Source organism: Sphingobium ummariense RL-3, assembly GCF_000447205.1.
GTDB classification, from domain to species: Bacteria; Pseudomonadota; Alphaproteobacteria; order Sphingomonadales; family Sphingomonadaceae; genus Sphingobium; species Sphingobium ummariense.
Map to the genome: position 1 here is coordinate 24,370 of NZ_AUWY01000127.1, position 26,515 is coordinate 50,884.

Genomic DNA, 26,515 nt, shown 5'->3' on the forward strand with positions numbered 1-26,515 from the left:
TCGCAGGATCCGACCAGCGGCGAAACCATCCCGCGGCCCGGTCGTTGCCCCATCATGCCTTCGGACATCAGCCTGCATCATGTGACGCCCATGGCGGCGCTTTCCATCGCCCTGTCGGTGGTTGCTGCCTTCCTGCTGCACTGGATCGCCTACTGGATCGCGACGCGGATTGCCCGGCGCGTCGGGATCGATCCGGTGATCCTTCCTGCGCTCTATCATCCGACCCGCTGGCTCGTGGTGCTGTTCGCCCTTGCCGCGGGCGTCCAGCCGCTGGTGCTGGGAGACCGGGTGGAGGCGATCTGGTCGATCGGGTCGAAGATGCTGTTCGTCTTCATCATGGGCTGGATCGTCTTTGCCGGGATGCGGGCCGGCCGCATCCTGATGGAACGCCGCAGCGACATGACGGTCGAGGACAACCTGAAGGCCCGGCGCCAGCATACGCGGATCCGCATCCTCTATCGCGTGGCGCAGTTCGTCGTCGGCTTCATCATCGTCGCCCTGATGCTGATCGCCATACCGGGGGTGCGCAGCATCGGCGTCACGCTGATGGCGTCCGCGGGGCTGGTCGGCCTGGCCGTGGGCGCGGCCGCCCAGCCGGCGCTCAAGAACCTGATCGCCGGCATCCAGATGGCCTTTTCCGAACCGATCCGGCTGGACGACGTGGTGATCGTGGAAGGGGAATGGGGCCGGATCGAGGATATCAAGCTGACCTATGTGGTGGTGCGTATCTGGGACGACCGGCGCATGGTGGTGCCGGTGTCCTACTTCCTCGAAAAGCCCTTCCAGAACTGGACGACCAAGACGAGCGACCTGCTGGGCACCGTGTTCCTCTATGTCGATCCGACCGCCGATGTGGAGCGCATCCGCGACCGCTTCGTCGAGGCGGTCAAGGCGCACCGGCTGTGGGACGGGCGTGTCGCGATCCTGCAGGTGACGGACCACCGCGCCGATGCGCTGGAACTGCGGGGGCTGCTGTCGGCGCGCAATGCGGGCGTCGCCTTCGACCTGCGCTGCGAGGTGCGCGAGACGATGCTGGGATTCCTGCGGAACGAGATGCCCGAGGCGCTGGCGCGCGGCCGTCAGCGGATCGAGGCGGGAGAAGGATTTACCAGGCCGTCCGCCGCGGCGGAATGAGCGCCAGCATCGCTTCATAGGTCGCCGGGACGATCGGCTGGACGAATTCCATGCCCGCCCGGCCTTCCTCCGCCCAGCGCACCGCCACGCCGACATCCCTGACGACCGGCAGCCAGATGGCGATCAGCACGCCGACGGGCAGATCCGCATCCGTCCGGCACATGACCCCAAGCGGCGAGATGTTGATGATCCGCACCCCTTCCGTCCGACCGTGGATCGTCACATGGCTGACCATGTCGACCAGATCGCGGGCAGCCCTGCGCCGGTTGACCGACGGATCGCGCGATTGCACGACATGGGACAGGTTGGCGAACAGCGAGGACATGGCGCCAACCTAAGTTATTAAAAATGGACGCTTTCCTATCCGACAGGCTTAGCGCCCGGTTAGCGCTCTTTCCCTCAGGCGACGACGAGACCGTGCTTCTTCGCCCCGAAGCTGACCTTGTCGCCGGGCTTGAGCGGGTGATGCGGGTCCTTCACCACCTCGCCGTTCACGCGGATCGCGCCCTCCTCCAGCTTGCGCCGGGCCTCCTTGTTGGAGGCGGCGAAGCCGAGCGCGGTATTGGCCTGCACGACGGTGAGGCCTTCCGCGCCGAGGCTGACGGTCGGGAGGTTGGCGTCGGACGCGCCTTCCTCGAAGGTCTTGCGCGCGGTCTCCGCTGCGGCCTCGGCTGCTTCCGCACCATGGGCCATGGCGGAGGCGGCGTCGGCGAGCATCTTCTTGGCGTCGTTGATCTCCGCGCCCTCCAGGCGCTCCAGCCGGGCGATCTCGTCCAGCGGCAGGTCGGTGAACAGGCGCATGAAGCGGCCGACATCGGCATCCTGCGTGTTCCGCCAGAACTGCCAATAGTCATAGGGCGCCAGCGCGTCGGCGTTCAGCCATACCGCGCCCCTGGCGGTCTTGCCCATCTTGCCGCCGTCCGCCGTGGTGATGAGCGGCGAGGTGAGGCCATAGACGTGCGTGCCGTCGACCCGGCGCGCCAGTTCGATGCCGTTGACGATATTGCCCCACTGGTCGGAGCCGCCCATCTGCAACCGGCATGCCGCGCGGCGCGACAGCTCCAGGAAGTCATAGGCCTGGAGGATCATGTAGTTGAATTCGAGGAAGCTCAGCGACTGTTCCCGGTCCAGCCGCAGCTTGACCGAGTCGAAGCTCAGCATCCGGTTGACCGAGAAGTGCTGGCCGATGTCGCGCAGGAAGGGGATATATTCCAGCCGGTCGAGCCATTCGGCATTGTCGACCATGATCGCATCGCTCGGGCCGTCGCCGAAGGTCAGGAAACGCTCGAACACGCGCTTGATGCTGGCGACATTCTCGTTGATCTTCTCGACCGTCATGAGCGAGCGCGCCTCGTCGCGGAGCGAGGGGTCGCCGATCTTGCCGGTGCCGCCGCCCATCAGGACGATGGGCTTGTGCCCGGCCTGCTGCATGCGGCGCAGCATCATGATCTGCACCAGGCTGCCGACATGGAGCGAGGACGCGGTGGGATCGAAGCCGATATAGCCGGGCACCACCTGCTTGGCGGCCAGGGCATCGAGCCCCTCCGCGTCGGTCAGCTGGTGAATATAGCCGCGCTCGTCGAGCAGGCGGAGGAGGTCGGACTGATACTGGCTCATGGCGCGCGCCCTTAGCATTGGCGAACGGGTGGCGAAAGTCCCGCGCTCCGTTCTGCCTGCGCTTGTGGAGACGCGCGTCTTCTTTCAAGGAAGGGGAGGGCCGCAGACAGGCTCGGCCCGAACGGAGGACAGGTGACCGCTTTCCAATCCATGCTTGCGATCGGCCTCATGTCCGGCACGTCGCGCGACGGTATCGACGCAGCGCTGATCGAGACCGACGGGGAGGGGCATGTGGTACCCGTCGCCTTCCACGCCATGGCCTATGCGGAGGGTTTCCGTGCCCGCCTCGCCGAAGCCTGCCTGCGCGCCATGGCGATGCAGGCGCCCGGTTTCGAGCCGCTGGTCCGCGCGGTCGAGGAGGAGTTGACCGCATTGCATGTCGAGGCGGTGGCGGACCTGCTCGGCCGCAGCGGGCGGCAGGCGGAAGAGATCGGCGTCATCGGCTTCCACGGCCACACCGTCGCGCATCGGCCCGAGCGGGGCTGGACCTGGCAGATCGGCGACGGGCAGGCGCTGGCGGGCGCGTTCGGCATCGACGTGGTCGGCGACCTGCGCAGCGCGGACGTGCGCGCGGGCGGGCAGGGCGCACCGCTGCTGCCCGTCTATCACCGCGCGCTGGCCCATGGCCTGCCCAAGCCCGTCGCCGTGCTCAACCTGGGCGGGGTGGCGAACATCACCGCGATCGGATCGGATGGCGACCTGGTCGCCTTCGACACCGGCATGGCGAGCGGGCTGATCGACAACTGGATGCAGGAGGCAGGGGCACGGCCCTATGACGAGGGCGGCGCGACCGCCGCGCGGGGCAGGGTGGACGAGGGCCGGCTGGCCGCGCTGCTTGCCGATCCCTGGTTCGCCGTGCCGCCACCCAAGAGCATCGACCGGGAAGTCTTCACCATCGACGCGGTGCGGGGCCTGGGGCTGGAGGACGGCGCGGCGACGCTGACCGCCTTTTCCGCCGCTGCGGTGGCGCGGGCGCTGGATCATCTGGCGGAACGGCCCGCGCGTATCTATGTCGCGGGTGGCGGACGGCACAATGCGACGATGATGGCGATGCTCGCCGAACGCACAGGCGTGGAGGTTCGTCCGGTCGATGAGCTGGGCTGGGACGGCGACGCGCTGGAGGCGCAGGGCTTCGCCTATATGGCGGTGCGGCGGCTGCGCGACCTGCCGATCAGCTTTCCGGGCACCACCGGCGCGCCGACACCGATGACCGGCGGGGTGCTGTTCCGGCCGGCCTGACGTTCAAGCCGGCCTTTCGTCCACGCCGCAGTCGAACCGCGCCAGCAAGCGGTCGATCTTCTGGTGAAGGCCGGCGATTTCGATTTCAGCCCGTACGTTGACTTCATAGTCCAGCCGCGACTGGAGGCGATCTTTCGCGGCCTGCCGGTTCTGGCTCATCATGATGATCGGCGCCTGCAGCGCCGCGAGCATCGACAGCATCAGGTTGAGGAAGATGTAGGGGAAGGGATCGAAGGCGTGGGTTACCAGGATCACCGTGTTCACCACCGCCCATGCGGCCAGGAACAGTCCGAAGGCGATGATGAAGCCCCACGAGCCGCCGACCGCCGCGACACGATCGGCCAGCCTTTCACCGAAGGTCATGCCTTCGTCGAACAGGGCGTTGGGGTTACGGCTGTGATGATGGGGAAGGGCAGGAAAATGCATGGCCGGGGCTCGCAAAGTTAAGGACGCCGGAGCCGGCCATATCCCTTCGCGAGCCGGGGCGGAAGCGGGCCTGCGCGGGCGAAGCACCCGGCCGGGAAAGGGCGGGTGTGATCGTGCGCGTTGCCGGCCCGTTCCGGGAATCCAGTACATCTACCCGTATAGCTGGGCCCAGCCTACGGCCGCTCTCCGGCGCTCCTGTCGCGCGTCGCCTTGAACTCCGATCCCGGCTTCCATTCCGGCCAACGGGTCGAGCGGGCGAGGTCGCCGCCGATGTCCAGCATCAGGCCGATGTCCTGCGCCGCGCCGTCGAGATTCCAATCCGGTCCCCAGGCGTCGCAGGCCTGGTGATAGCATTGGCCGGTATAGGCATCGACCCAGGCCTGCCCGGCCGTCCGGCCGCCTTCCACGAGATCGGACGCGCCGGCGATGCCCATCAGCAGCAGCACCGGAACGCCGCGCTTTGCCATGGAGAAATGGTCGGCGCGATAGAACAGGCCGCGTTCGGGCAGGCTTTCCTGCGTCACCGTGCGGCCCTGCTTCGCCGCCGCGCTGGCGAGATCATCCTCCAGCGTCCCCTGGCCCTTGCCGACCAGGATCACGTCCCGCGCCTTGCCCGCGGTCTGGAGGATGTCGAGCGCGAGATTCGCGACGGTCTTTTCCAGGGGCCAGACCGGATTCGCGGCATAATGTTCGGAGCCCAGCAGCCCGCGCTCCTCGGCCGTCCAGGCGGCGAAGAGAACGCTGCGGTCGGGCGCGGGGCCGGACTTGAAGGCGCGCGCGATCTCGAACAGGCCGGCGATGCCCAGCGCGTCGTCATTGGCGCCGGCGCGATAGACGCGGCCCTGTGCGTCGGGCGCGCCCTTGCCATAGGCGTCCCAGTGGGCGCCGAACATCACTGTTTCGTCCGGCCGCTTCGTGCCGGGGATGCGGGCGAGGACATTGGCGCTGCGCACCACTTCCTGCGTGACGGGGAAGGCGGCGGAGAAGGTCGTGCCCCTGATCTCGACCGGGCGGAAGGACTTGCCGCGCGCGGCCCTGCGCAGGGCGGCGAGGTCGAGCCCGGCATCGGCGAACAGCCGAGTCGCTGCCGTGCCCTCGATCCAGCCCTGCACGGCGAGGCTTGTCACCTTGCCGGGTGCGCGGACGAGATCGTAATTCTCCCCTTGCGGGCTGGTCACCACGTTCCAGCCATAGCCGGCGCCCGGCGTGTCGTGGACGATCAGCGCGGCCACGGCGCCGCGCCGCGCGGCCTCCTCGAACTTATAGGTCCAGCGGCCATAATAGGTCATCGTCCTGCCGCCGAACCGGCCGAAGGCGTCGTCACCCTTCGCCGCCTCGAAATCCGGATCGTTGATCAGGAAGACCGCGACCTTGCCCCGGAGGTCCGCGCCCTTGAAATCGTCCCAGCCGCGTTCGGGCGCCGACACGCCATAGCCGACGAACACCATGGGTGCCTGGTCGACGGTCACGCGGTCCCTGGGCTGGAGCGTCGAGAGATAGACCTGCTGCCCCACCGTCCAGGGCGTCTGCGTGCCGGTGCGGGAGACGCCCAGCCGTTCCGCCGTGCCGAGACGGGTGTGCAGCAGTGGCACAGGCTGCACCCACTGGCCGTCAGGCCCGCCGGGTTCCAGCCCCAGTGCCTGGAAGCGGCCCACCAGATAGCCGATCGTGCGCTCCTCTCCGGTCGTGCCGGGCGCGCGCCCCTCGAACAGGTCGGAGGCGAGGGTGCGCACCGACGATTCGAGCTGAGCGGGGTCGACGGTCTGGGCGGCAGCGGGAAAGGCGGACAGGCCGATGGCCATGGACAAAGCAAAGCGGATCATCCCGGAGCCTTATAGGCGGCAGCGGCCGAACGAAAGCCTCCGGCACCCTTCGCCTTCAGAATTCGATGTCGAGTTCCTCCACCTCGTCGGGTTCGTTCCGCGCGTCCTCGATCCATTCGCGGATCAGATCCCAGCCGTTGATAGTGCGGCAATAAGCGGCCGAGGTGGGAGAGAGGTGCACGGCATAGGTCAGGAAGCGTTCCGCCACCGGAGCGAACATCGCGTCCGCCACCGTCGGCTTTGCGCCGAACAGCCAGGGTCCGCCATAGGCCTTCAGGCATTCCGCCCAGATCGTCTCGATCCGCTCGATATCGGGCTTGGCGCCGGAGAAGATCGGGAATTTCGTATGCCTGACCTTGAGGTTCATCGGCAGCGCCGAGCGGAGGTTGGCGAAGCCCGAATGGATCTCTCCCGACACCGACCGGCAATGGGCGCGGGCGATGCGGTCGGCGGGGTACATGCCCGCGCTGGGATAGAGCTCGTGCAGATATTCCGCGATCGCCAGCGTGTCCCACACGCTCGCGCCCTCATGGGTCAGGCGCGGCACCAGCACGGACGGGGAGAGCAGCAGCAGCTCGGCCCGGTTTTCCGGGTCGTCGAGCGCAACCATCTTCTCCTCCACCTTCAGCCCGGCGAGCCGGCACAGCAGCCAGCCGCGCAGCGACCAGGAGGAATAGTTCTTGCTGGACAGGGTGAGTTCCGCAACGGCCACGACCATCCTCCATTTGCCAAAGGCGACGAGCCGCCTCAATCATGATGCAGTGCAACAAGAAAAGCATGTATAGCATAGGCGCAAGGCCGAATCGGCCTTGGGGGGATGAATAAGGCAAGTTTGTGTTTATGCGTATGCTTTATAGCGGTTATCAGGCCTGGAACGATATGCTCGCGCCCGCGCGCTTCGGCGCGCAGGTCGCGCTGGGGATGCGAGACAGGCTGGGACCGTTCGCCGATTTCGCCATGCCGCGCCGCATGTTCGCGCTGATGGACGTGTTCCAGGGCGCGCAACTCAGCCATCGCCGCCCCGCCTATAATATTGACGCCGTCCAGTGTGGCAACGCGATGGTAGCGGTGCGGGAGGAGGTCGTGCTCGACCTGCCCTTCGGTGACCTGCTGCATTTCGCCAAGGACGAGGTGGAGACGGCGCAGCCCCGCGTGCTGGTGGTGGCGCCGATGTCCGGGCATTTTTCCACACTGCTGCGCAGCACGGTCGCCACGCTGCTGCGCGACCATGACGTCTATATCACCGACTGGAAGAATGCGCGCGACGTGCCGCTGGAGGCCGGTCGCTTCGGCTTCGAGGATTATGTCGACTATGTGATCCGCTTCTTCCAGGAGCTGGGGATGGGCGCGCACCTGCTTTCCATCTGCCAGCCCTGCGTGCCGGCGCTGGCAGCCGTCGCGTTGATGGCGGAGGACAAGGATCCGGCGACGCCCCGGACGATGACGCTGATGGGCGGGCCGATCGACGTGCGGGTCGCGCCCACGGTGGTCAACGACCTGGCCAATGAGCGCTCTATCGAATGGTTCGAGCAGAATCTCATCTCCGTCGTGCCGTTCCGCTATGCGGGGCGCGGGCGGGAGGTCTATCCCGGCTTCCTGCAGCTGGCCGCTTTCATGTCCATGAACCTGGAACGGCACGGCGCGCAGCATCGCGAGCTGTATCAGCTGCTGGCTGACGGCAAGGATGTGGAGGCGCAGAAGATCAAGGACTTCTACACCGAATATTTCGCGGTGCTGGACATGACCAGGGAGTTCTACCTGGAGACGGTGGACATGGTGTTCCAGCGCGCCCTGCTGGCGAAGGGCGAGTTGATGCATCGCGGCCGGCGGGTGAACCCCGGCGCCATCCACAGGACCGCGCTGCTGACGGTGGAGGGGGAGAAAGACGATGTCTGCGCCGTCGGCCAGACCGCAGCGGCGCATACGCTCTGCACCGGGCTTCGCCCGCATCTCAAGCGCCATCACCTCCAGCCTGGCGTCGGCCATTATGGCGTCTTTTCCGGCAGCAAATGGGAAAAGCAGGTCTATCCGCAGGTGCGGAACATGATCCTGGCGATGAATTGAAAGGCGGCGGTCACCCTTCGGTTATCGCGGAACGCGCGGCGATCAGCCAGTCGATATTCCGAAGGAAGCTGCGCAGCACCGGCGAGGGATTGTCCGCGCGGTAGCCGGCGGCAATCTCGATCACGGGGCTGGGGCCGGCGAGCGGACGGCTGACGACCGAGCGGGGAAGCAGCTTTTCGACATAGGCCGGCAGGAGTGTCAGGCCGCCGGTCGAGGCAACCAGCGAAATGCCCGTCGCGAAACTGTCGAGGAAGTGGCTGGTCGAGACGATGACACCGCGCTCGCGCAGATAACGCTCGACGATACCGCGCAGCACATGCGGCGTGTCGGTATAGCCGATGAAGGGAAAGTCCCCGAGAGCGGCGGGATCGATTTCCGATAGCGCGGCCAACGGATGATCCGCCGGAAGGATGGCCACGATCGGTTCCGACGCGATGACTTCGTAAGTCACGTCGGGTTGCGGCTCGATCCGCGAAAAGCCGAGGTCGATCTCGCCGCGTTGCACCGCTTCCGCGACGGCGGGCGAGAAGTCGCTCGACACGCGGAAATCGATCTCCTTCAGCTGATCGCGCAGGATCTGCGTGACATGGGGCAGCCACTCCACTTCCTGGCCGGTCAGGAAGCCGACCGAAAAACTGGCCTTGGCGGGTCGGGCCACGCGCCGGGCGGCAGCCACGGCTTCGGACGCCTGGGCGAGAGCCAGCCGCGCATGGTCGAGGAATGCCTGGCCCGCAGGTGTCAGCGTCACCCCGCGCGAGGTGCGGACGAGCAATGGGGCGCCGACCTCCAGCTCCAGATCGCGAAGCTGGCGGCTGAGCGAGGGCTGCGCGGTGTGCAGCCGCTTTTCGGCCGCGACCGTCACGCTGCCTTCCTCGGCGACAGCCACGAAATAGCGAAGGTGGCGAAGCTCCATCAGTCATGCCTAGCAGATATGGCACGTAAAGCTACAAAGTCTTTCAGCTGCCGGGTTTCCTGGGGCATTGAGGGGGCGCTGAAGAGCCTCGGCAGGCGGATATGCCGACCGGGTATCGCCAACAACCCAAGTCGAACGCTGGGCCGCCGCAAGGCGCCGGTCCCTTGCGCTCGCCCTTATGAAAGGAACGACCGATGTCCACCATTTCCATCGTTACCGGCGGCAGCCGCGGCCTTGGCCGCAACACCGCAATCAGCATCGCCCGTCGCGGCGGCGACGTCATCTTCACCTATCGCAGCGGCGCCGAACAGGCGCAGGCCGTCGTCGCGGAGATCGAGGCGCTGGGCCGCAATGCGGCCGCATTACAGCTCGACGTCGCCGATATTTCGGCCTTCCCGGCCTTCGCCGATCAGGTCCGCGCCACGCTCCAGTCCTGGGGCCGCGACACATTCGACCATCTGGTGAACAATGCCGGCCATGGCGAGATGGCGAGCTTCGCCGAAACCACGGAGGCGCAGTTCGATCAGCTGTTCAATGTGCACGTGAAGGGCGTGTTCTTCCTGACGCAGGCGCTGTTGCCGCTGATCGCCGACGGTGGCCGCATCGTCAATTTCTCGTCGGGCCTGACGCGGGTTTCCTACCCCGGCTTCTCGGCCTATTCGGCCGCCAAGGGCGCGATCGAGATCCTGACGCTCTACATGGCCAAGGAACTCGGCAGCCGCGGCATCACCGCCAACACGATCGCGCCGGGCGCGATCGAGACCGACTTCCTGGGCGGCGCGGTGCGCGACACGCCGGAATATAACGAGGCCTTCGCCAATATGATCGCGCTCGGCCGGGTCGGCGTGCCCGACGATATCGGGCCGGCGATCGCCAGCCTGCTCGGCCCCGACAACCGCTGGATCACGGCCCAGCGGATCGAGGTGTCCGGTGGCCAGAACATCTGACCGAGACAACCGACCATCCCATCAACCCGTCGTCGCTTCGACGACAGGCAGGAGCGCATCGATGACCCATATCCTGATCGTTCTTTCGGCTGCGGACACATGGACCCGCGCCGATGGTTCCCTTTATGACTCGGGCGTCTGGGCCCAGGAATTCGTCGACATCGACGAAGCTTTCATGCGGGCCGGCTTTCGGGTCGATCTCGCCAGCCCGGGAGGCGTCGTGCCGACGATGGACAGGCGCAGCCTCGATCCCGACGTCGTGGGGGACGACATGGCGGAGCGCATGCGCGCCTATCTGGACCGCCATGCGGAGCGGATCGCCCATCCGCTGGTGCTGGCCGCGATCGACACCGGCGCCTATGACGCGGTCGTCGTCCCCGGCGGACATGGCCCGGTCGAGGATCTCTACAAGGATCCCGACATGGGGCGGGTGCTGGTTGAAGCCGACCGGGCCGGCAAGGTCATCGCCGCCGTGTGCCATGGCCCGGCCGCCCTGCTGGCGGCACGGGACGAGAAGGGGCGCTGGCCCTTTGCCGGCCGCAAGATGACCGCGCTGAGCGACGAGGAGGAGATCGAGTTCGGGACGGCTGAGAACGCCCCATGGCTGCTGGCCGACACGCTGCGCAAGCGGGGGGCGGTCTTCGAACAGGGACCGAACTGGCGCGCCCATGTCGTCAAGGACGGCAATCTGCTCACGGGCCAGAACCCGCAATCGTCTGCATCGCTGGCGGAAGTGGTCATAGCGGCGCTGCGATAGCGCGGGGGGCGACACGGGGATCAGGTTTTGCTCGAACCATTGATCGAGCGCTCATTGGCCGGGGCGTTGACCACCGTGGGCGCTACCGCACGTCGATCGGCCCGGCCATCGACGTGCGGTAGCGATGCAATAGGTCATCGACCGGCCTTTCCCGTCAAAGTTCACGCCTGAGCCAGCGTGGCAGGTAGCCGCGCAAGTTGCCTCACGACGTCGCCCCGCGGCGCCATCATCCGGATATATTCTGGCGTCGCGCCGGACTATTTTGCTTGATGCTGGTCAAGCCGCGCGCTGCGCTGCGGAGCCGGTACGCCGCTGAGCAGATCTTCGATGAACAGACTGACCAGTGCGGCGCGCGAGCCGACGCCTGCCTTGGCGTAGGCGCGCGCCAGTTGCGCGCGGACCGTTCCCGCCGCGGTGCTCCGCAGCCGTGCAATCTCCGCGACATCACAGCCCTTCAGCGCGAACAGCGCGACGTCGGCTTCGGCCGCCGTCAGTCCCCATTGGGCGAAATGTGCTCGGATCACCTCTCCGAGCGCACCCGATGCCGCCGCCAGCGCGGCGTCGCGGCGTCGCGCATCTGCGAGCATCGTCCGGAGCCGCCAGGCGCCGAAGGCGATGCCGGCTAGCAGGGAGACGGCAACCGGTGCTTCGACTGCGATATGCGCCGAGAGGCCGTCTCGCTGCAGGTCTCCGGCCGCGTCCGCCACGAAAAATGCTGCTGCAAGCGATTGCAGCCCAACGATCGCGGCGACGGTCCAGCTTCGACCGTCGCCGCTTTCGGCACGAAAGCTGTGTGCCCTCATCCGCGTTTCGACCCCGTGGGCCAAGGCAGCATGGAGGTGACGATCTGTCGGCCGCTGCGGCGGGTTTCGAAGATGACGCCCGCAAGATGCAGCGCGATGAGCAGATAGAGCAGATTCACCGCGATCTCGTGGATCTCGGTCAACGGGCCCTCCTCGCGCTCGCCCGTTTCTTCGGCCTCGCCGTCGTCCTCCCTTTCGGCCGCGACGGGTGTGGATGCCTTGACACCCGCCTCCACATGCTCCTTGCCCTCGCGATTGGTCCATGGAGCGGCCGATGGAGGTGCCATGGCGATGCCGGTCGCGATGATGGCAGCGAGACAACTCCAGATCGCATAGACCATCAGCGCGCCCAGCGGGTTGTGGGACGCATGCGTCGTGCGTGTTCCGGATGAGATCTCGCGGACATGCGCGAAGGCGCGCAACGGGCTTGGCGGAAAGGCCGAAAAGCGCGCCTCTGGAGGCCCGATCAGTCCCCATAGCAGCCGCAGCGCGAGCAGCGCTGCCAGGGCGTAGCCGACCGAGATGTGGATTCCCGATCCTTCCTCGACGACCAGCGCGTTCACGATGATGGCGACCACTATTCCCCAGTGGGTGATGCGCACCAGCGGATCCCAGCGCCGCGTGGGCAGCGACGCCTCAGTCGTTTTCGCTGTCATGGTCGTGCTCCTCCCGCTCGCGCTCCAGATCCGCAGGCAAGTCCCGGTGCGCCAAAGCTGATCGGTTTCGAGTTCGCTCGGTCCGATGTCCTGCGGTTTCGGCGGCCGATTTCCGTGCGGCCTTGGGGCCCTCCGAGTGCGGTGGCCGTGCCGCGGTCGGGCGTTCGGCCGCTGTGGCGCCCTGGAGCGCCGGCGCAGCCAGAAGGCAGAGCGTGATCATCAATTTACAGCGCATGGCAAATATCCTCCTTGTGACATTCCCAACTGGCCGTTGGCGACGGCTCCCACCATGTGCCCGGCGCTTATCCGCGCCGGCATAAGCGCCTGCGCATGTCGGCAACGGGTGGCCCGCCTCGCCATTGCCGGCGCTACACCGCGGTCCCGACGAGCTTGCCGATCCCCGCCGTCAACGCCATCGCCAGCGCTCCCCAGAAGGTTACGCGCATGACCGAGCGGAACGGCGCCGCATCACCCGCCTTGGCTCCGAGCGCGCCAAGAAGTGCCAGGCAGAGGAGCGAGACGCTGATCACCAGTGGGATGAGCGAGTCGGCAGGCGCAAGCGCGACCACCATCAACGGCGCAGCGGCGCCGACGCTAAATGTCGCCGCCGAGGTAAATGCCGCCTGGAGCGGCCGAGCGGTCGACAGCTCGGAGATGCCGAGCTCGTCGCGGGCGTGCGCGCCGAGCGCGTCTTTTGCCATCAACTGGTCGGCGACTTGATGAGCCAGTTCGGGAGTGAGGCCGCGGGCGACATAGATACCGGCCAGTTCCTCGCGCTCGAACTCGGGTTGATCGCGAAGTTCGCCGCTTTCCTTGGCGAGGTTCGCCCGTTCGCTGTCGGCCTGGGAGCTGACCGAGACATATTCGCCTGCAGCCATCGACATCGCGCCCGCGACAAGCGCGGCAATGCCGGCAAGCAGAATCTCGGCCTTGTCGGCGGACGACGCCGCAATGCCGACGATCAGGCTGCCGGTCGAGACGATGCCGTCATTGGCGCCGAGCACCGCGGCGCGCAGCCAGCCGATTCGCTCGACTGTGTGACGTTCGACATGAAGATGCAGACGAGACATGTTTGTTACGTCGCATCATCCGCACGATGAAGCATTAGGTAGATTACCGATCCGCTCGGCAGAACGGCGCTTGCGCCTACCGCCGTAACCGACATCGACCCTTCAATATTGTGGGCGTGCAGTCTTGGAACTGCTCGGCGGGAGAGCGCGGGTAAGGTGACGCGCGGAGTATCGCCGATAAGCGAATCGAGACGTGCCGCGATCTGGCAGTCTCGTCCGGTGTGAGATCGACGCCGAGCTGCGCCTTCCCGATGACCCGACCCCAGTTTTGCCAAAGGCCAGAAGGAGAGCCCGGTGCTTCATCGGCCGGGGTTTAACCCCGGCCGATGAAGCAAATTCGGCAATCGTCATGAACCCCAGGGATGTGTGAGGTCGGGTATCGTTGAAGTCCGTCCGCCATGCTTCGATCTTGCTCCTGGCGTCGTCCCAAGACAAGAACCAGTGCGTGTTCGGGCATTCATCGCGCAGCCGGCCTGTGCGGAGAGAATGCGCAGACGCCGCGGAATGACTATAGTCGTCGGTGCGGCCCATCCTCATATTCCAGATAACCGCCCTCGAAACCGCCGGCAGCGGCCAGCGCGGCCCAGTCGGTGATATGGATATCGCGCCGCCGCGTGACCAGCAGCCCATCCTCGCGCAAGCCGCGTATGATCCGGTTCATATGGACAGGCGTCATCCCCAGGGCGTCGGCCAGTTGCGTCTGGACGATGTCGAGCGTGTAGGCGTCGCGCCTTCCCAGGCCCGCCCGCTCCATGCGGACGCCCAGCTCGCACAGAAGATGCGCCGTCCGCATGCGGGCATCGCGCCGCCCTACGTTGACGACCCATTGCGCCAAGATCGATCCGTCCGCCACGCAGTCGCGCCAGAATGCCTCCGCGACCGCCGGATAGGCACGAACGAGCTTCAGCAGGTCACGATGCGGCACTTTGAGGATCTTCACGGGCGATGAAAGGGCTTGGATCGCCCATTCGACCTTCGGTAGCATCAGGGAATAGAGGTCACACATGTCCCCTGCAATGTGAATGGCCGTGATCTGACGATGCCCGTCGCGGAGCTGCCCGAAGCGGGCCGCCAGACCGGACACGACGAGGCAGGAATAATCGGTGTGTTCGCCGGGGCGGACGATGTCCCTGTGGGGCTCGATCCCTGCCTCCCGGCCCTCCAGCGAGCATATCGCTGCCTGTTCTTCCTCGGTCAGGACCGACCGTTGCAGCAATCTGCGAACGAAGAGGAGAAAGGCCGGATGACCTGACAGGAGGAATTCCTTTCAAACGCGTTTAACAGCCATTGATTGTCACATTCGCTCGTCCCATCCGAGGGGAGCCTCATTGTTCGAAACGCACGACATCGCCAAAACGGACCGTGCTGAGCAACCTGCCCTCCGGATCCGTGACTTCCATGCGATGTTGTAGATGGATCGTGCGTCCGGTCAGCACATGTTCAGCGATGATGTCACGGGCGCTGCGGACCGCTTCGGCCACCGCGGCGGCAATATTGGGGAAATCCTGGCCTTCTTCGTCCAGAATATCCGTATCGTTGAACAGGTTGAGGTGATAGCGTGTCATGAGGAGCTTAAGGCCTATTTGCGGGAATGGGTTCCGTGTGGCACCGCTTGGCGGCTGGTACGAGCCGCTCGCCGAGCCTTGTCATCCGACCAGATCGAGACGGCGGCATGCGGTCAATCGGTCGCGTTCGCGCGCGTGGGCGGCAAGCTGCCGGCGCGATAGTCGGTCGTCGCGCGACCAGGGCATCGACGGCGAGCGTGCCCGCGATGCCACGATCTCGCGCGCACCGAACAGGCGCAGGACGGCGCGTCCGGTCGCATGATCCTACCCCAATGCCCGGCCGATCCGCCTCACGGCGGTGATTTCCGTCGCACCCAGAGCAAGCGAGAACACGCCCAAGCCCACACTGAATTGCTTTGCATGCATTCTACTCTCCGCCTGTGTGTGTTGTTCGGAACTACCGCGAACGTCCTGGCCCGATGGATCGAGGTGTTAGGCTGCAACCGCGACGGGCGGGATCAGGACCGAGCGGGCTGTCCGCAGACAATGATCAAGGGTGGGGCCAGCGAAATGGATTTGTCGTCCATCTGAAAGGCGGGCGCTCAGTTCCCACAGACAATCCCGATCGACGCACTCTGCTTTTGCCGACGGGGTCTCGAACGCCATATCCTCACCCAGTCGCTCGCGATGAAGCAGGTGGCGCTTCACCGAGGTCGCGCTTTCCCGATGTCTGTTGTGATGGAGTTCAAAATTTTCGCTGTGGAGGGAAAGCCAGTCGAAAATCCTCGGATCAACCATTTGTCACTTCTCGTTCGTGTCGGACATCATTCGCCTCTTGTCGGCAGACGCTTCCTGCTGGTGGAGGTTCCCGATCGGAGAAGTGTCCTTCACCTGTGTTATGAAGAAAGGTGCCGCCGCGAAAAGGACGGCCGGTTCAAGCCTGGAATAGGCTTCGATCCGGGTGTCGGCCCACCAGTCCGGACCGGGCAAAGCGCCCTCGCTGGCAATGATGGTGTCCGCTGCACGCAGCAGGACGGCGCAGAGCAGGCGACGATCATCCAGCCGGCGCTCGAATGCCAGCATGTGCCCGGCTCGAGAACCAGTGATGGCAAGCGGACGATAAGCGCCGTCGGAGAAGAGCGTGGGATCGCCCGTTCGAAGTCCGAGCAAGAAACGGATCAGCGCCAGTTTTCGCGTCGGTCCGTCGCATGGGGGTGCATCGATCCGGCTCTGTCGTAATGCGAAGTCGACCGGCCGTCGATTGTCGGGATCAACCAGGCTGAGATCGAACAGTTCCGCGCCCTGATACAAGTCGGGTACGCCCGGGACGCAATATTTGAGCGCAGTCTGGACGAGGCTGTTGGCCTCCGCCGCCGGCGCGATTCTGGCCACGAATGCCCCGACAGCGCGGGTGAAAGGATCGTCCGCCAGCAAGGCGTCCAGCAGCGCGCGCGCTCTCGCTTCATAGTCAGTGTCGGGCGCTTCCCAGCTCGATCTGAGGCGTGCCTCGCGCAATGCCTTTTTCTGCCAGGCGCCGATGCGATCCCCTAAGCCTGAAGTTGGACTCTCCCGCGTGGTTATCGGCCAGATGCCGACGATTGTCTGGAACAGCTGGTAGCGGTCGGCAGGATGGATCGCGATGCCATGCCGGTCCGCAAGCTGCGTCCAGCGCGTCACGGCCTCTTCCCATTCATCGGGGATCGCGCTCAGGACGGCGAGGCGCGCACGGACATCTTCCCCGCGCTTGTGATCATGCGTGCCGGTCGCCAGCAGGGCATGGGGAAAATCCGCCGACCGGCTTGCGACGCGGCGATGGAAAAGATCGGGCGAGATCGCGAACTCGCCCGGTTCGGACCCTACATCATTGGCCGAAAGCAGCGGCGCATAGCGGTAGAAGGCGGTGTCCTCTATCCCCTTGGCCGCAATCGGCGCGGACAATTGCTGAAAACGGCGCACGGCCTCTGCGGCGCGGTCCGGCGCGGCATGGCCATCGCCCGCCAGCCAGTCGAGAATCCGGCGCGCAACAGGGGCTTCGCCGGGTGGGAGGAGGGGCTGGACGTCGTCCCAGACCTTCTGCCGCGCGGGCTTATCACTCGGCGGCGCCGAACGGCCGTCGCCATAGGTCCGGTAGACGGGGAAAACCTGCAGCAGGCAGGTGATCGCGCGTCGGACCATGGCTGGGGTCACGGCCTCGGCGAGATCATCCGACACGCGCCAGAGGGCGACAAAGGCTTCCGCGCAGGCGGCCAGTTGCGCCTCGAACTGCCAGCAGAGCATATCCCGCTTCGCCTGCCGCACCACGCCGGTCATGTCGGCCTGAGAAGGCTCCAGTCCTTGCCACATGGCAGTGAGCGGCGTCTGGCCTTCCGGAGCGTGGAGAAGTGCCGTCGCGTCGCGCATGAAATCATAGCCGCTGGTGCCGTCCATGCCCCAGTCGCTCGGCAAAGCCTCGTCCGCGCCCAATATCTTTTCGACGACGATCCACGCGCCGGGGCGGATCGCGTCCATCGCCGCGCGCAGGCGACGGCAATAGCCGGCGGGATCGGTCAATCCGTCGACATGGTCGATGCGCAGCCCGTCGATCAATCCTTCGCGGTAGAGGTCCAGATAAAGCCGGTGAGTGGCGTCGAACACGGCCGGGTCCTCGATGCGCAGGCCAGCCAATTCGTTGATGGAGAAGAAGCGACGCCAATTGAGGCTGTCGTTGGCCGTGCGCCAATGGACGAGACGATAATGCTGCGCGTCGGCGATCACCCGAAGATCCTCGCCCAAGGGGGTATCGGGCCGGAGGGGCAGGCGCCGTCCGCCATAGAGCAGCAGATGCGGATCGTCGCCTGCCATCAGTTTCAGGTCGCCCGACGCGATCGCCTCGCTCAGGGTCGCGCCGAGGATGGGCAGGATCAGCGGGCCGTTCCAGTCGATGTCGAAATAGCCGGCATAGCGGCTGCCCCTACCCAGCCGCAGCACATCGTTCCACCACGGATTCTCGTCGCCGGCGACACCCATATGGTTGGGGACGATGTCGATGACGAGGCCCATGTCGCGGGCGCGCAGTGCCGTGACGAGGCTGCGGAAGCCTGGCTCACCGCCCAGTTCCGGGTTGATGCGTGTGGGATCGACCACGTCGTAGCCGTGGGTCGATCCCTGGCGCGCCATGGTGATGGGAGAGGCATAGACATGACTGATGCCCAGGTCGGCCAGATAGGGGACGATCGCTTCCGCCGCGGCGAAGGGAAAGTCCCCGGTGAGCTGCAGGCGATAGGTGGCGCGCGGGATCATCGGCCGCGCACCGCGTTGAGGCGCGCGATGCGTGTGGCCACGTCCGGCCGTTCCAGAAGCGCGTCCATGGGCGCGGGAAGGCGACGGGACCAGTTGGGGTGCTCGTCGGTCGTGCCGGGCAGGTTGGGTTGTTCGACCTCTCCGATCAGGTCCTCCATCGGCACCACCAGAAGCGGCGCTGGGGAACTTGCTAGAAAATCGAACGCGCGGTCGATGACCGGCGCCGGGTCGGCCGGCTGGTGCTCGTCCTCGCCGATTGCGGCCCACAGCGCAGCGCGAGCGGCGGCACGGTCGGCCTGCGTGTCGCCGCCGCGCCCCAGCCGGCGGTTCCATTCGAGATCGCGGCCGGTCCACCAGCCGGCGATCGTCGGCGTATCGTGCGTGGCGCTCATCGCGATCGAAGTGGCCGGATAGGCTTCGGCGCGGAGGAACGCGCCGTCCTGATCGCGGGAGAAAGGCAGCACCGCCATGCCGTAGATGCCGGCATGCCCGATCGCATCGCTGAAGCCTGGCGGTCGTGTTCCCAGATCTTCGGCAATGACGACGGCGCGCGCGTGCCAGGCCTCCAGCTTGATGAGACGGAGGAGGTCCGCAAAGGGATAGGCGAGGTACGCGCCCTCGCTCGCCGGGCGCCCCTCCGGCACGACCCACAGCCGTTGCAGGCCGAAAGCGTGATCGATGCGGATACCGCCGCTCCGGGGGATGTTGGCGCGAAGCATGGCGATGAAGGGCGCGAAGCCGCGATCGGCCAAGCCCTGCGGGCTGTAGGTGGTGAGTCCCCAATTCTGGCCCAACGGTCCCAGCGGATCGGGCGGCGCGCCGATATGAAGGCCCTGAAGGAAGGCGCCGGGTTCCTCCGCCACATCTTCGCCCGCCGGCTCGACACCGACGGCCAGGTCGGTGATGATGCCGATAGCCATGCCCGCTTCCGCCGCGGCCTGCTGCACGGCGTCCAGCCCGCGTCGGGCGTTGGCCTGGAGGAAGGTGGCAAAGGGCCGATCATCGGGTGCGGCATCCCGCAGAGCGGCGAGTTTTGCCGGGCCGGCGGCGGCCCAGTCGATCAATCCGCCCTGACCAGTCGCGGGCGGGCGTGGGGCTTCTCCGAACAAACCGTTGAGCCGGAGGCGGCTGGAGGGCGAATAGGGCGCGAAGCAGCCGGGACGGGGAAGGGATTGGGCGTGAACGGGACTGAGTGCCACGGCGTCGGCGCCGCTCCGCCCGAGCCGCAGGACGGCGTCGGCGAGCAGCGGAAAATCGCCGAAATCGGTCCCGGGTTTCGTCAGCGACGGTATCTGGATCGCCACTCCCCAGCAGCGGCGGGGGATCGCCGGGCAGCGCTTCGGCGCGACAGCCAGCGTTACGTCGCCGTTCGCCAGGACCAGGCGATAATAGCCCGGCCGCCCGATGCCCGTGCGCCAGCCCTTCACGGCTGTCCCCTGATCGTCGATCAGGCGGATCGGCTGTTCATCCAGCGCGGAGGGCAATGTGATGGGACTGTCGCAATCCACCGTGAGAAGGGACGGGGGCGCTCTCTTTCGCTGGTGGAGGGCCGTGCGGCTGGCATCGATCGCGCCGTCCGTGTCGGCGGGGAAGCCGAGCGCGACAAGAATGGCGGCCAGGTTTTCGTCGTTCACGACATGCTCCACCCCGTCCGCATCGGTCCATTGCCTTGCCAGCCCGGCTCCGTCGGCAAGAGCGTGGAGCGCGCTCATGGCCGGTCGATCCAGGCGGTGCAGCTTGCCGGCGCTCCAGGTACGCCGGTGCTGAACAGCGGCGCCATCGTCCGCTCGGCCGGCACGGCTTCGTCGCCGAGGTTGAGGAGCAGAGTCAGCACCTCGCCACCGCCCAGCCGCCAGCGCGCCTGAACGGCGGCCGACGAGAGCGGGTGCGCGTCGATCGCCCGGCAATCTTCGAGGCCAGGGACGACATGCTGCCGCCGCAGGTCCAGTAGCCTGCGGTAGAAGGCGCGCCATTCGGCCGCATCGGCGCCGGGCGCGACGCGCGATGCCTCGAACGTTCCGGGCGCGTTGGGATCGGGGATACGGGTGCGGGCTTCCTCGCTGGCGAACGCGGGAAAGCCGGCGAACTCGCGGCGGCGGCCCTCGCGCACGGCATCCGCCATTTCGTCGTGAAAGTCGGTGAAGAAGAAGAAGGGGCTGCGAGCCCCAACCTCCTCTCCCATGAAGAGCAGGGGTATCTGGGGCATCAGCAGCAGCAGGGTGGTCGCCGCACGCAACCTGACGGGATCGGTCAATGCCAGCAGTCGTTCGCCCATGGCGCGGTTACCGACCTGATCGTGATTCTGCAGGAAGGCGATGAAGGCGGTGGGCGGCAAATGGGCGCTGGGCGTGCCCCTTTTTCTGCCCTTCTGATGTATCGATGCCTCGCCCTGGTAGATGAAGCCCCCGCGCAGGCAACGGGCGAGGCGGTCGGCGGGGTTTTCTGCGAAATCAGCGTAATAGCCGTCGGTCTCGCCGGTCAGCAGGACGTGCAGGACATTATGGAAATCGTCGTTCCACTGTGCGTCATAGGCGGTGGGCTTCAGGCGTCCGGCGTCGTTTCGCTCGTTCTCCAGCATCAGGTGGACGTGCCGGCCGGGGCAGGCGGTGCGGATGTCGCGGGCGAGGGCATCGAGAAAGGCATCGTCGCCGATCGCGTGGACGGCATCGAAGCGAAGCCCGTCGAAGCCGTAGTCCTTCAGCCACATCAGCGCGTTCTCGCGGAAATAGGCGGCGACTTCCGGCCGGTCGACAGCGATCGCGCCACCCCAGGGCGTATGCCGCTCCGCATGGAAGAAGGCGGACGCATAGGCGCCGAGATAATTTCCGTCAGGGCCGAAATGGTTATAGACGACATCGAGGAAGATCATGAGGCCATGGGCATGGGCCGCGTCGACGAGGGCGCGCAGCTCCTCCGGGCTGCCATAGGCCTCTGCCGGCGCGAACGGCAGGACGCCGTCATACCCCCAGTTGCGCATGCCGCTGAAGGCGTTGACCGGCATCAGCTCGATTGCGGTGATGCCGAGATCGGCAAGAGCGGGCAGTTGCGCTGCCACGCCAGCATAACCTCCGCTCAGGCCCACATGCAACTCATGGATCACGGCCTCCCGCCATGGTCTGCCGCGCCAGTCGGTTGCGGCACGTCGACCCTGGGCGGCAACGAGGCTCCAGCCATGGACGCCGCCCGACTGCGCGCGCGAGGCGGGGTCGGGCACGGCCAGGTCGGGGCCGAGGCGGAAGCGGTAGCGGGTGCCGGGCTCGGCTTCGGTCTCTGTGGAGAACCAGCCGTCGGCGTCGCGCGCCATCGGTCGGGACGCGCGGCCGTCCAACTCCAGCGTCACCCTATCGCGATCCGGCGCCCAGAGGCGGAAGCGCCAGCGCCCGTCGCCGAGGTCGAGTGGTCCCCAGCACGTCATGCCTCCGTCTTCTCCCCGAGCCAGCAGATGAGGACGGCCGAATGGGGCTGAACCCCATATTCGTCGCCAATGGTGAAGGGCGCGCGCTCCGGCTGGGCGCTGTCGATCAACACCTCGCGCGGCGCAGAAGGAGCGGGGAGGGTGAAGTCCACCGGATCGTCGCCGGCGTTGAGGAGGAGGCTCAACGTCTCCACTCGGCCGTCCTCCAGCAGCACCGCGCGACGCATGACAAGGGCGCGGCCTTCAGGATTGTTCCAGTCGTCTTCGCTCAGCGGCCGCCCGCGCTCATCCCACCATTCGATGTCGTTGACGCCGAAGCCGGGCGAATCCTGCCCATAAAGGAAGGTCGGCGCGCGCAGCACCGGATGCGCCTTGCGCAGCGCGACCAGGCGAGCGGTGAAATCGAACAGCGCCCTGCCTTCTTCACCCTCCAGCAGGGACCAGTCGAGCCAGCTGATCTCATTATCCTGGCAATAGGCGTTGTTGTTGCCGCCCTGGGTGCGGCAGAACTCATCGCCCGCCACGAGCATCGGCGTGCCGAGCGAGGCGAGCAGGGTGGTGAGCATTGCACGTCGGACGCGACCGCGAGTCTCATTGATCGCCGGGTCTTCGGTCGGCCCTTCCGTGCCCCAGTTGCGCGAGAGGTTGTTGTCGTGGCCATCGCGATTCTCCTCGCCATTGGCCTCATTATGCCGTTCCTCATAAGAGACGAGGTCGGCGAGGGTGTAGCCGTCATGGCTGGTGAGGAAATTGACGCTCGCCCATGGCCTGCGCGCCCGGCGGTCGAACAGGTCGCCCGAGCCTGAGAGGCGCGCGGCGAGATCCGCGCGCTGGCCCGGATCGCCACGCCAGAAGCGGCGGGCCGTATCGCGATATTTGTCGTTCCATTCAGCAAATCCGGGGGGGAAGTTGCCGAGCTGATAGCCGCCCATGCCTACGTCCCAGGGCTCGGCGATCAGCTTCAGGCGCCCGAGGATCGGGTCCTGTCGCAGTACGTCGAACAGCCCGGCATTGGGATCGAAGCCATGATCGGTCCGCCCGAGGGTGAGGCCCAGATCGAAGCGGAAGCCGTCTATGCCGAAGCTGGTCGCCCAGTATCGCAGCGAATCCGCCACCATTTGGATGACGCGGGCATGAGTCAGCTTGAAGGTGTTGCCGGTGCCGGTGTCGTTGAGGCAGTAGCGCGGATTATCGGGCAACAGGCGGTAGTAGGTCGCATTGTCGATGCCGCGCCAGGACAGGGTGGGGCCCAGCTCCGATCCTTCGCAGCTATGGTTGTAGACGACGTCGAGGATCACCTCTATCCCCGCCGCGTGCAGCCTTCGTACCGCCACGCGCAGCTCGTCATGGGTGTCGCCGGCGAAATAGCTCGGCTCCGGCGCGAAGAAGCTCAGCGTGTTATAGCCCCAATAGTTGCGCAACCCGCGCTCCTGAAGGAAGCGGTCCTGGGTGAAGGCGTGGATCGGCATCAGTTCCAGCGCGGTGATGCCCAGGCGCTTCATATGATCGATGACTTTGGGGTGGGCGAGGGCGGCAAAGGTCCCGCGTTCCTGTGGCGGCGCTGCCTCCAGGAGCTTCGTCAAACCCTTGGCGTGCGCTTCGTAGATGACCGTTTCCGACCAGGGGATGTTGGGCCGCACGTCGCGCGACCAGTCGAAGCTGTCATGCGTCACCACCGCCTTGGGCATGGCGGGCGCACTGTCACGCTTGTCGAAGCCTAGCCTCTCTTATTCACGACGCTCGGTTTCGGGCCCGCTCTGGGCATTTGCTGCGGCTGGCTGTATTGCGCGGACGACCGGCATCGCTGGCGTTTGTTTCACCGCATTCGGATTGATGGGCTTTTCGGGTTGAAGGGCTGGGCTCGGAGTTCTGCGGCGCTGCCGCATGGGCTACGTCGGCGCAGGCTTCAGCCGGAGAACGAGGGCGCGGAACAGGTCGGCATCCGGACAGGCGGAAGCGAAGGCAATGCGGATGCGGCTAGCACTTTCTACGACGCGCGCAGCGACCTTGAGCAGCCGCAGGCGCAAGGTGGTAAACTCCGCGCTTGCCAGAGCAGCGGTCCTGGGCATCGCCTGCTGGATGCGCCATAGCAGCCAGTATGCGGCAGTGTGCAGTATCAGGCGCATCTGATTGGCATTGGCCGAGCGGCACGAGGTTCGGTCGCTGGCGAGCTGGGACTTGTGGCGCTTGATCAGGTTCTCGGCCTGACCACGCGCGCAGTAGAGCGTGTCGTAGATGTGCTCGGCCGATCCTGTTGCCAACGAGGTGACGACATAGCGGATGTCCATGCCCAGCGTGCTGGCCTCGATCCGTGCAACGACGCGACGCTGGCACTTCCAGGTCTTTGCCCCATAGCGGGTCTCGGCATAGTTGCGCAGGACGGGACACTGACGCTGGGCGCGCTTGACCGCGCAGGCATCGGCGACCGCAACAATGGCGGGATCGGCGCGCAGCGCTGAATTGGTGGGCAGGCCGAACACGTAATCGACGCGGGCCGCATCGCAGTAGGCCATGACCTCGGGTCGACCATAGTGCCCGTCGCCGCGGATAGTGATGTGGGTATCGGGCCAATTACGGCGCAGGTGACGCACCAGGCGTCGGATGTGCCCCGCCGCCTCCTTTCCAGAAGGCGTCTTGCCTGTGCGCAGCAGCATGGCCACCGGCCTGCCGGTCGCGGTGTCGTAGATATGGATCGGTAGGAAGCAGCGCTCCCCATGATGCCCGTTCCAGAACGAGAGCTGTTGATAGCCATGCACGACGTCGCACGTGTCGTCGATATCCAGCGTGACCGCTGTCGGAGGGGCGGGATAGCTGGCGCAGTAGATGTCGATCATCGCGGCCATCATGCTGGCCAGTTCGCGCGTAGTCGGTGCATTTTCCCACCGGCTCATCGTCGGTTGGCTGGCCAGCCCCGCGCCCGATTCCGGCAGCTTGCCGAGCGCCAGGCGGAAGCCTGGATCGTCGCGCAGAGCATCGAGATCATCGGCATCCTCATAGCCGCACGCAATCGCGAACACACGGGCACGCAGAATGTCATCCAGGCGATGGATCACCCGCGCTGGATCGCGCGGATCGGCAATACAAGCCGCCAGGCGCTGGCAAATCCCCATCGCGCGCTCGGCCTGTGCAAGCAGTAGAACACCGCCATCCGAGGTAAGCCGGCCACCGTCGAACGCAGCTGTGATTTTCTTGCGGCCGACTGCTGGGAATCCAAATGAGCTTGCGATATCATCGTTCATGGCGGGTGTGGCCCGTGGCATTTTCTGCCCTGCGGCAGGTTCGGCTTAGACACCCAGTTCCTAATTCAGATCAGAGGCTTACGCCACTCCCGCCAACCCTTCAGGACACTTTTGGTGAATAAGGCGGGCTAGATCCGCGCGCTTGCCGCGCACCGGATAACCATGCAGCACGTCGTTCCACCGCAGGCTGCCAGAAAGACGCCGGGCATAGGGGTCGAGAAGCAACTTGTTGGGATTGAAGCGATGGCCCTGTTCAGGCGCATAGGGACCGTGGACCCGATAGCCGTAGAGCAGGCCGGCACGCGCGTCGGGAAGGTAGCCGTGCCACACTTCGTCCGTACATTCGGGGAGGGGCAGGCGGGCGATCTCTTTGCGACCGCTGGGATCGAATAGGCATAATTCGATCCGATCGGCATTGGCGGAGAAGATGGCGAAATTGACACCGAGCCCGTCGAAGCTGGCGCCCAAGGGATAGGGTGATCCGCCTTCGAGGCGGTCGGGAAGAAAGGTCAAGGGCGCCCCATTCGTTCAGAGGAGAAGACGTGCCGGTCTAGGCGGCTACCTCGCCTTTGGCCGACTTGCCCGGTTCCTTTCTCACCACGCCGGTCGCGAGCGGACTGGAGGTCTGGCTCATGGCATCGGCCTGCGCGATCTCGGCCTCCGCCTGATGCCAATGTTCTTCGGCCAGCCCGTCGGGATGGCCTTGGGCTTCCCAGATCGCATGGGCTCTTCGGCGAATTCGTTCCTGGATTTCGATCGACATGGTGTCCCCGCAGAATGCGTTGCATGGCCATCGGAATGCATGGCGTGCCGATTGGATGCGCGGACTGATCCGGATTAGGCTCAGGACCCATTGATTGGCTGAGAGCGATGTGATTCAGGCTCCGCGAGGAGACTGAGCATGAGCGACCTGTATTGGCTGACGGACGAGCAGATGGCGCGTTTGTCGCCGTATTTTCCCAAGAGTCACGGCAAGCCTCGGGTTGATGACCGGCGGGTGCTGAGCGGGATCATCTTCGTCAATCGCAACGGGCTGCGCTGGCGAGACGCGCCCAGGGAATACGGTCCGCACAAGACGCTCTACAACCGATGGAAACGGTGGGGCGAGATGGGCGTGTTTGGCCGGATGATGGAGGGTCTGTCCGCCCAGAAAGCCGAACCGCAGACCCTCATGATCGATGCGACCTATCTCAAGGCCCACCGCACGGCTTCCAGCCTTGGGGTAAAAAAGGGGATCTCGGCCGCCTGATCGGACGGACCAAGGGCGGCATGAACACCAAGCTTCACGCCGTCACCGATGCCAACGGCCGCCCCTTGAGCTTCTTCATCACGGCCGGCCAGATCAGCGATTACACCGGCGCGGCAGCCCTGCTCGATGATCTGCCCAAGGCGCAGTGGATGCTGGCTGACCGGGGCTATGACGCCGAATGGTTCAGGGACGCGCTCGAGCAAAAGGGCATCACGCCCTGCATCCCGGGCCGGAAATCCCGTTCCTTTCCAGTGAAATACGACAAGCGCCGATACAAACGCCGCAGCCGCATCGAGATCATGTTCGGCCGCCTGAAAGACTGGCGCCGTGTGGCAACCCGCTACGACCGCTGCCCAACCGTCTTCTTCTCCGCCATCGC

26 protein-coding genes are annotated in these 26,515 nt (G+C 65.8%); 6 read left to right on the forward strand and 20 right to left on the reverse strand.

Features of this window, described 5'->3' with window-relative positions; genetic code table 11:
• Positions 1-54 precede the first annotated feature (54 nt).
• Positions 55-1,134 carry a mechanosensitive ion channel family protein gene (locus tag M529_RS45480; RefSeq protein WP_021319900.1) on the forward strand — a complete coding sequence of 360 codons (1,080 nt, stop codon included), beginning with the start codon at positions 55-57 and terminating at the stop codon, positions 1,132-1,134.
• On the opposite strand, the gene M529_RS45485 is transcribed toward M529_RS45480, so the two are convergent.
• Together M529_RS45485 and tyrS are read right to left on the reverse strand one after the other, a co-directional pair.
• On the reverse strand, positions 1,106-1,459 hold the full coding sequence (locus M529_RS45485; protein ID WP_021319901.1) for a PilZ domain-containing protein: 354 nt from the start codon (positions 1,457-1,459) through the stop codon (positions 1,106-1,108). The two genes, M529_RS45480 and M529_RS45485, sit on opposite strands and share 29 nt — an antisense overlap.
• 74 nt (positions 1,460-1,533) lie before the next feature.
• Positions 1,534-2,751: a tyrosine--tRNA ligase gene (gene tyrS, locus M529_RS45490; protein ID WP_021319902.1), complete on the reverse strand. Its 1,218-nt coding sequence runs from the start codon at positions 2,749-2,751 to the stop codon at positions 1,534-1,536.
• 150 nt (positions 2,752-2,901) lie between these two features.
• Between tyrS and M529_RS45495 the strand changes: the two genes are divergently transcribed.
• Positions 2,902-3,990, forward strand: coding sequence for an anhydro-N-acetylmuramic acid kinase (locus tag M529_RS45495; RefSeq protein WP_031295636.1), 1,089 nt, complete (start codon positions 2,902-2,904; stop codon positions 3,988-3,990).
• A 3-nt stretch (positions 3,991-3,993) separates the two neighbouring features.
• On the opposite strand, the gene M529_RS45500 is transcribed toward M529_RS45495, so the two are convergent.
• The 3 genes from M529_RS45500 to M529_RS45510 all read right to left on the reverse strand — a co-directional run bounded on the left by M529_RS45500 (position 3,994) and on the right by M529_RS45510 (position 6,951).
• Positions 3,994-4,416, reverse strand: coding sequence for a DUF1003 domain-containing protein (locus M529_RS45500; protein WP_021319904.1), 423 nt, complete (start codon positions 4,414-4,416; stop codon positions 3,994-3,996).
• A 173-nt stretch (positions 4,417-4,589) separates the two neighbouring features.
• On the reverse strand, positions 4,590-6,239 hold the full coding sequence (locus tag M529_RS45505) for a M28 family metallopeptidase (RefSeq protein WP_021319905.1): 1,650 nt from the start codon (positions 6,237-6,239) through the stop codon (positions 4,590-4,592).
• A gap of 55 nt (positions 6,240-6,294) precedes the next feature.
• Positions 6,295-6,951 (reverse strand): glutathione S-transferase, encoded by a 657-nt coding sequence (locus M529_RS45510; protein ID WP_031295640.1) that lies wholly within the window; start codon positions 6,949-6,951, stop codon positions 6,295-6,297.
• 128 nt (positions 6,952-7,079) lie between these two features.
• Here M529_RS45510 and M529_RS45515 point away from each other — a divergent pair, with 128 nt between their 5' ends.
• Complete coding sequence (locus M529_RS45515) at positions 7,080-8,303, forward strand: polyhydroxyalkanoate depolymerase (RefSeq protein ID WP_040601286.1); 1,224 nt, start codon at positions 7,080-7,082, stop codon at positions 8,301-8,303.
• 10 nt (positions 8,304-8,313) lie between these two features.
• Here M529_RS45515 and M529_RS45520 read toward each other — a convergent pair whose 3' ends face one another.
• The gene (locus M529_RS45520; protein ID WP_021319908.1) at positions 8,314-9,216 is read right to left on the reverse strand and encodes a LysR substrate-binding domain-containing protein; all 903 of its coding nucleotides are present in this window, start codon (positions 9,214-9,216) and stop codon (positions 8,314-8,316) included.
• A gap of 194 nt (positions 9,217-9,410) precedes the next feature.
• On the opposite strand from M529_RS45520, the gene M529_RS45525 reads away from it, so the two are divergent.
• Positions 9,411-10,163 (forward strand): SDR family NAD(P)-dependent oxidoreductase, encoded by a 753-nt coding sequence (locus M529_RS45525; RefSeq protein ID WP_021319909.1) that lies wholly within the window; start codon positions 9,411-9,413, stop codon positions 10,161-10,163.
• 61 nt (positions 10,164-10,224) lie between these two features.
• Positions 10,225-10,920: a type 1 glutamine amidotransferase domain-containing protein gene (locus tag M529_RS45530; RefSeq protein ID WP_021319910.1), complete on the forward strand. Its 696-nt coding sequence runs from the start codon at positions 10,225-10,227 to the stop codon at positions 10,918-10,920.
• Between the two features lie 257 nt (positions 10,921-11,177).
• On the opposite strand, the gene M529_RS45535 is transcribed toward M529_RS45530, so the two are convergent.
• The 14 genes from M529_RS45535 to M529_RS45595 form a co-directional block, all read right to left on the reverse strand.
• Complete coding sequence (locus M529_RS45535; protein WP_201766364.1) at positions 11,178-11,627, reverse strand: helix-turn-helix transcriptional regulator; 450 nt, start codon at positions 11,625-11,627, stop codon at positions 11,178-11,180.
• Positions 11,628-11,719: 92 nt separating this feature from the next.
• The gene (locus M529_RS45540) at positions 11,720-12,379 is read right to left on the reverse strand and encodes a cytochrome b/b6 domain-containing protein (RefSeq protein ID WP_021319912.1); all 660 of its coding nucleotides are present in this window, start codon (positions 12,377-12,379) and stop codon (positions 11,720-11,722) included.
• 368 nt (positions 12,380-12,747) lie between these two features.
• Positions 12,748-13,449, reverse strand: coding sequence for a VIT1/CCC1 transporter family protein (locus tag M529_RS45545; RefSeq protein WP_021319913.1), 702 nt, complete (start codon positions 13,447-13,449; stop codon positions 12,748-12,750).
• 102 nt (positions 13,450-13,551) lie between these two features.
• A complete protein-coding gene (locus M529_RS50770) occupies positions 13,552-13,986 on the reverse strand; it encodes an integrase core domain-containing protein (RefSeq protein WP_408021331.1) in 435 nt (144 codons plus the stop codon).
• Positions 13,958-14,665, reverse strand: coding sequence for a Crp/Fnr family transcriptional regulator (locus M529_RS45550; protein ID WP_021319914.1), 708 nt, complete (start codon positions 14,663-14,665; stop codon positions 13,958-13,960). Before M529_RS45550 ends, M529_RS50770 begins: the two co-directional genes overlap by 29 nt.
• A gap of 109 nt (positions 14,666-14,774) precedes the next feature.
• Positions 14,775-15,014 (reverse strand): DUF6894 family protein, encoded by a 240-nt coding sequence (locus M529_RS45555; protein WP_021319915.1) that lies wholly within the window; start codon positions 15,012-15,014, stop codon positions 14,775-14,777.
• A 432-nt stretch (positions 15,015-15,446) separates the two neighbouring features.
• Positions 15,447-15,752, reverse strand: a complete 306-nt coding sequence (locus M529_RS49510; protein ID WP_152522674.1) for a hypothetical protein — start codon at positions 15,750-15,752, stop codon at positions 15,447-15,449.
• Between the two features lie 3 nt (positions 15,753-15,755).
• Positions 15,756-18,233, reverse strand: a complete 2,478-nt coding sequence (gene treY, locus M529_RS45565; RefSeq protein ID WP_021319917.1) for a malto-oligosyltrehalose synthase — start codon at positions 18,231-18,233, stop codon at positions 15,756-15,758.
• Positions 18,230-19,945 carry a 4-alpha-glucanotransferase gene (gene malQ / locus M529_RS45570; protein WP_021319918.1) on the reverse strand — a complete coding sequence of 572 codons (1,716 nt, stop codon included), beginning with the start codon at positions 19,943-19,945 and terminating at the stop codon, positions 18,230-18,232. The genes treY and malQ overlap by 4 nt, the downstream gene beginning before the upstream one ends.
• A complete protein-coding gene (gene treZ, locus M529_RS45575; RefSeq protein ID WP_021319919.1) occupies positions 19,942-21,648 on the reverse strand; it encodes a malto-oligosyltrehalose trehalohydrolase in 1,707 nt (568 codons plus the stop codon). The genes malQ and treZ overlap by 4 nt, the downstream gene beginning before the upstream one ends.
• Positions 21,645-23,336 carry a glycogen debranching protein GlgX gene (gene glgX / locus M529_RS45580; protein WP_021319920.1) on the reverse strand — a complete coding sequence of 564 codons (1,692 nt, stop codon included), beginning with the start codon at positions 23,334-23,336 and terminating at the stop codon, positions 21,645-21,647. The genes treZ and glgX overlap by 4 nt, the downstream gene beginning before the upstream one ends.
• 201 nt (positions 23,337-23,537) lie before the next feature.
• Complete coding sequence (locus tag M529_RS45585; protein ID WP_013039775.1) at positions 23,538-24,887, reverse strand: IS1380-like element ISSp1 family transposase; 1,350 nt, start codon at positions 24,885-24,887, stop codon at positions 23,538-23,540.
• A gap of 78 nt (positions 24,888-24,965) precedes the next feature.
• Positions 24,966-25,400, reverse strand: coding sequence for a hypothetical protein (locus M529_RS45590; RefSeq protein WP_021319356.1), 435 nt, complete (start codon positions 25,398-25,400; stop codon positions 24,966-24,968).
• Between the two features lie 37 nt (positions 25,401-25,437).
• Complete coding sequence (locus M529_RS45595) at positions 25,438-25,650, reverse strand: DUF2934 domain-containing protein (RefSeq protein WP_021319357.1); 213 nt, start codon at positions 25,648-25,650, stop codon at positions 25,438-25,440.
• Positions 25,651-25,788: 138 nt separating this feature from the next.
• Between M529_RS45595 and M529_RS48725 the strand changes: the two genes are divergently transcribed.
• A protein-coding gene (locus M529_RS48725; RefSeq protein WP_152522675.1) for an IS5 family transposase occupies positions 25,789-26,515 on the forward strand; the annotation gives its coding sequence in 2 pieces (ribosomal slippage) (positions 25,789-26,122 and positions 26,122-26,515; 728 coding nt annotated over the 2 pieces). This gene is flagged as partial in the annotation.

Excerpts from the sequence above, each read along its gene's own strand:
- M529_RS45480 (WP_021319900.1), top strand. The coding sequence starts at position 55 with ATGCCTTCGGACATCAGCCTGCATCATGTGACGCCCATGGCGGCGCTT.
- M529_RS45485 (WP_021319901.1), bottom strand. The coding sequence starts at position 1,459 with ATGTCCTCGCTGTTCGCCAACCTGTCCCATGTCGTGCAATCGCGCGAT.
- tyrS (WP_021319902.1), bottom strand. The coding sequence starts at position 2,751 with ATGAGCCAGTATCAGTCCGACCTCCTCCGCCTGCTCGACGAGCGCGGC.
- M529_RS45495 (WP_031295636.1), top strand. The coding sequence starts at position 2,902 with ATGCTTGCGATCGGCCTCATGTCCGGCACGTCGCGCGACGGTATCGAC.
- M529_RS45500 (WP_021319904.1), bottom strand. The coding sequence starts at position 4,416 with ATGCATTTTCCTGCCCTTCCCCATCATCACAGCCGTAACCCCAACGCC.
- M529_RS45505 (WP_021319905.1), bottom strand. The coding sequence starts at position 6,239 with ATGATCCGCTTTGCTTTGTCCATGGCCATCGGCCTGTCCGCCTTTCCC.
- M529_RS45515 (WP_040601286.1), top strand. The coding sequence starts at position 7,080 with ATGCGTATGCTTTATAGCGGTTATCAGGCCTGGAACGATATGCTCGCG.
- M529_RS45520 (WP_021319908.1), bottom strand. The coding sequence starts at position 9,216 with ATGGAGCTTCGCCACCTTCGCTATTTCGTGGCTGTCGCCGAGGAAGGC.
- M529_RS45525 (WP_021319909.1), top strand. The coding sequence starts at position 9,411 with ATGTCCACCATTTCCATCGTTACCGGCGGCAGCCGCGGCCTTGGCCGC.
- M529_RS45530 (WP_021319910.1), top strand. The coding sequence starts at position 10,225 with ATGACCCATATCCTGATCGTTCTTTCGGCTGCGGACACATGGACCCGC.
- M529_RS45540 (WP_021319912.1), bottom strand. The coding sequence starts at position 12,379 with ATGACAGCGAAAACGACTGAGGCGTCGCTGCCCACGCGGCGCTGGGAT.
- M529_RS45545 (WP_021319913.1), bottom strand. The coding sequence starts at position 13,449 with ATGTCTCGTCTGCATCTTCATGTCGAACGTCACACAGTCGAGCGAATC.
- M529_RS50770 (WP_408021331.1), bottom strand. The coding sequence starts at position 13,986 with ATGAGGATGGGCCGCACCGACGACTATAGTCATTCCGCGGCGTCTGCG.
- M529_RS45555 (WP_021319915.1), bottom strand. The coding sequence starts at position 15,014 with ATGACACGCTATCACCTCAACCTGTTCAACGATACGGATATTCTGGAC.
- M529_RS49510 (WP_152522674.1), bottom strand. The coding sequence starts at position 15,752 with ATGGTTGATCCGAGGATTTTCGACTGGCTTTCCCTCCACAGCGAAAAT.
- treY (WP_021319917.1), bottom strand. The coding sequence starts at position 18,233 with ATGATCCCGCGCGCCACCTATCGCCTGCAGCTCACCGGGGACTTTCCC.
- malQ (WP_021319918.1), bottom strand. The coding sequence starts at position 19,945 with ATGAGCGCGCTCCACGCTCTTGCCGACGGAGCCGGGCTGGCAAGGCAA.
- treZ (WP_021319919.1), bottom strand. The coding sequence starts at position 21,648 with ATGACGTGCTGGGGACCACTCGACCTCGGCGACGGGCGCTGGCGCTTC.
- glgX (WP_021319920.1), bottom strand. The coding sequence starts at position 23,336 with ATGCCCAAGGCGGTGGTGACGCATGACAGCTTCGACTGGTCGCGCGAC.
- M529_RS45585 (WP_013039775.1), bottom strand. The coding sequence starts at position 24,887 with ATGAACGATGATATCGCAAGCTCATTTGGATTCCCAGCAGTCGGCCGC.
- M529_RS45595 (WP_021319357.1), bottom strand. The coding sequence starts at position 25,650 with ATGTCGATCGAAATCCAGGAACGAATTCGCCGAAGAGCCCATGCGATC.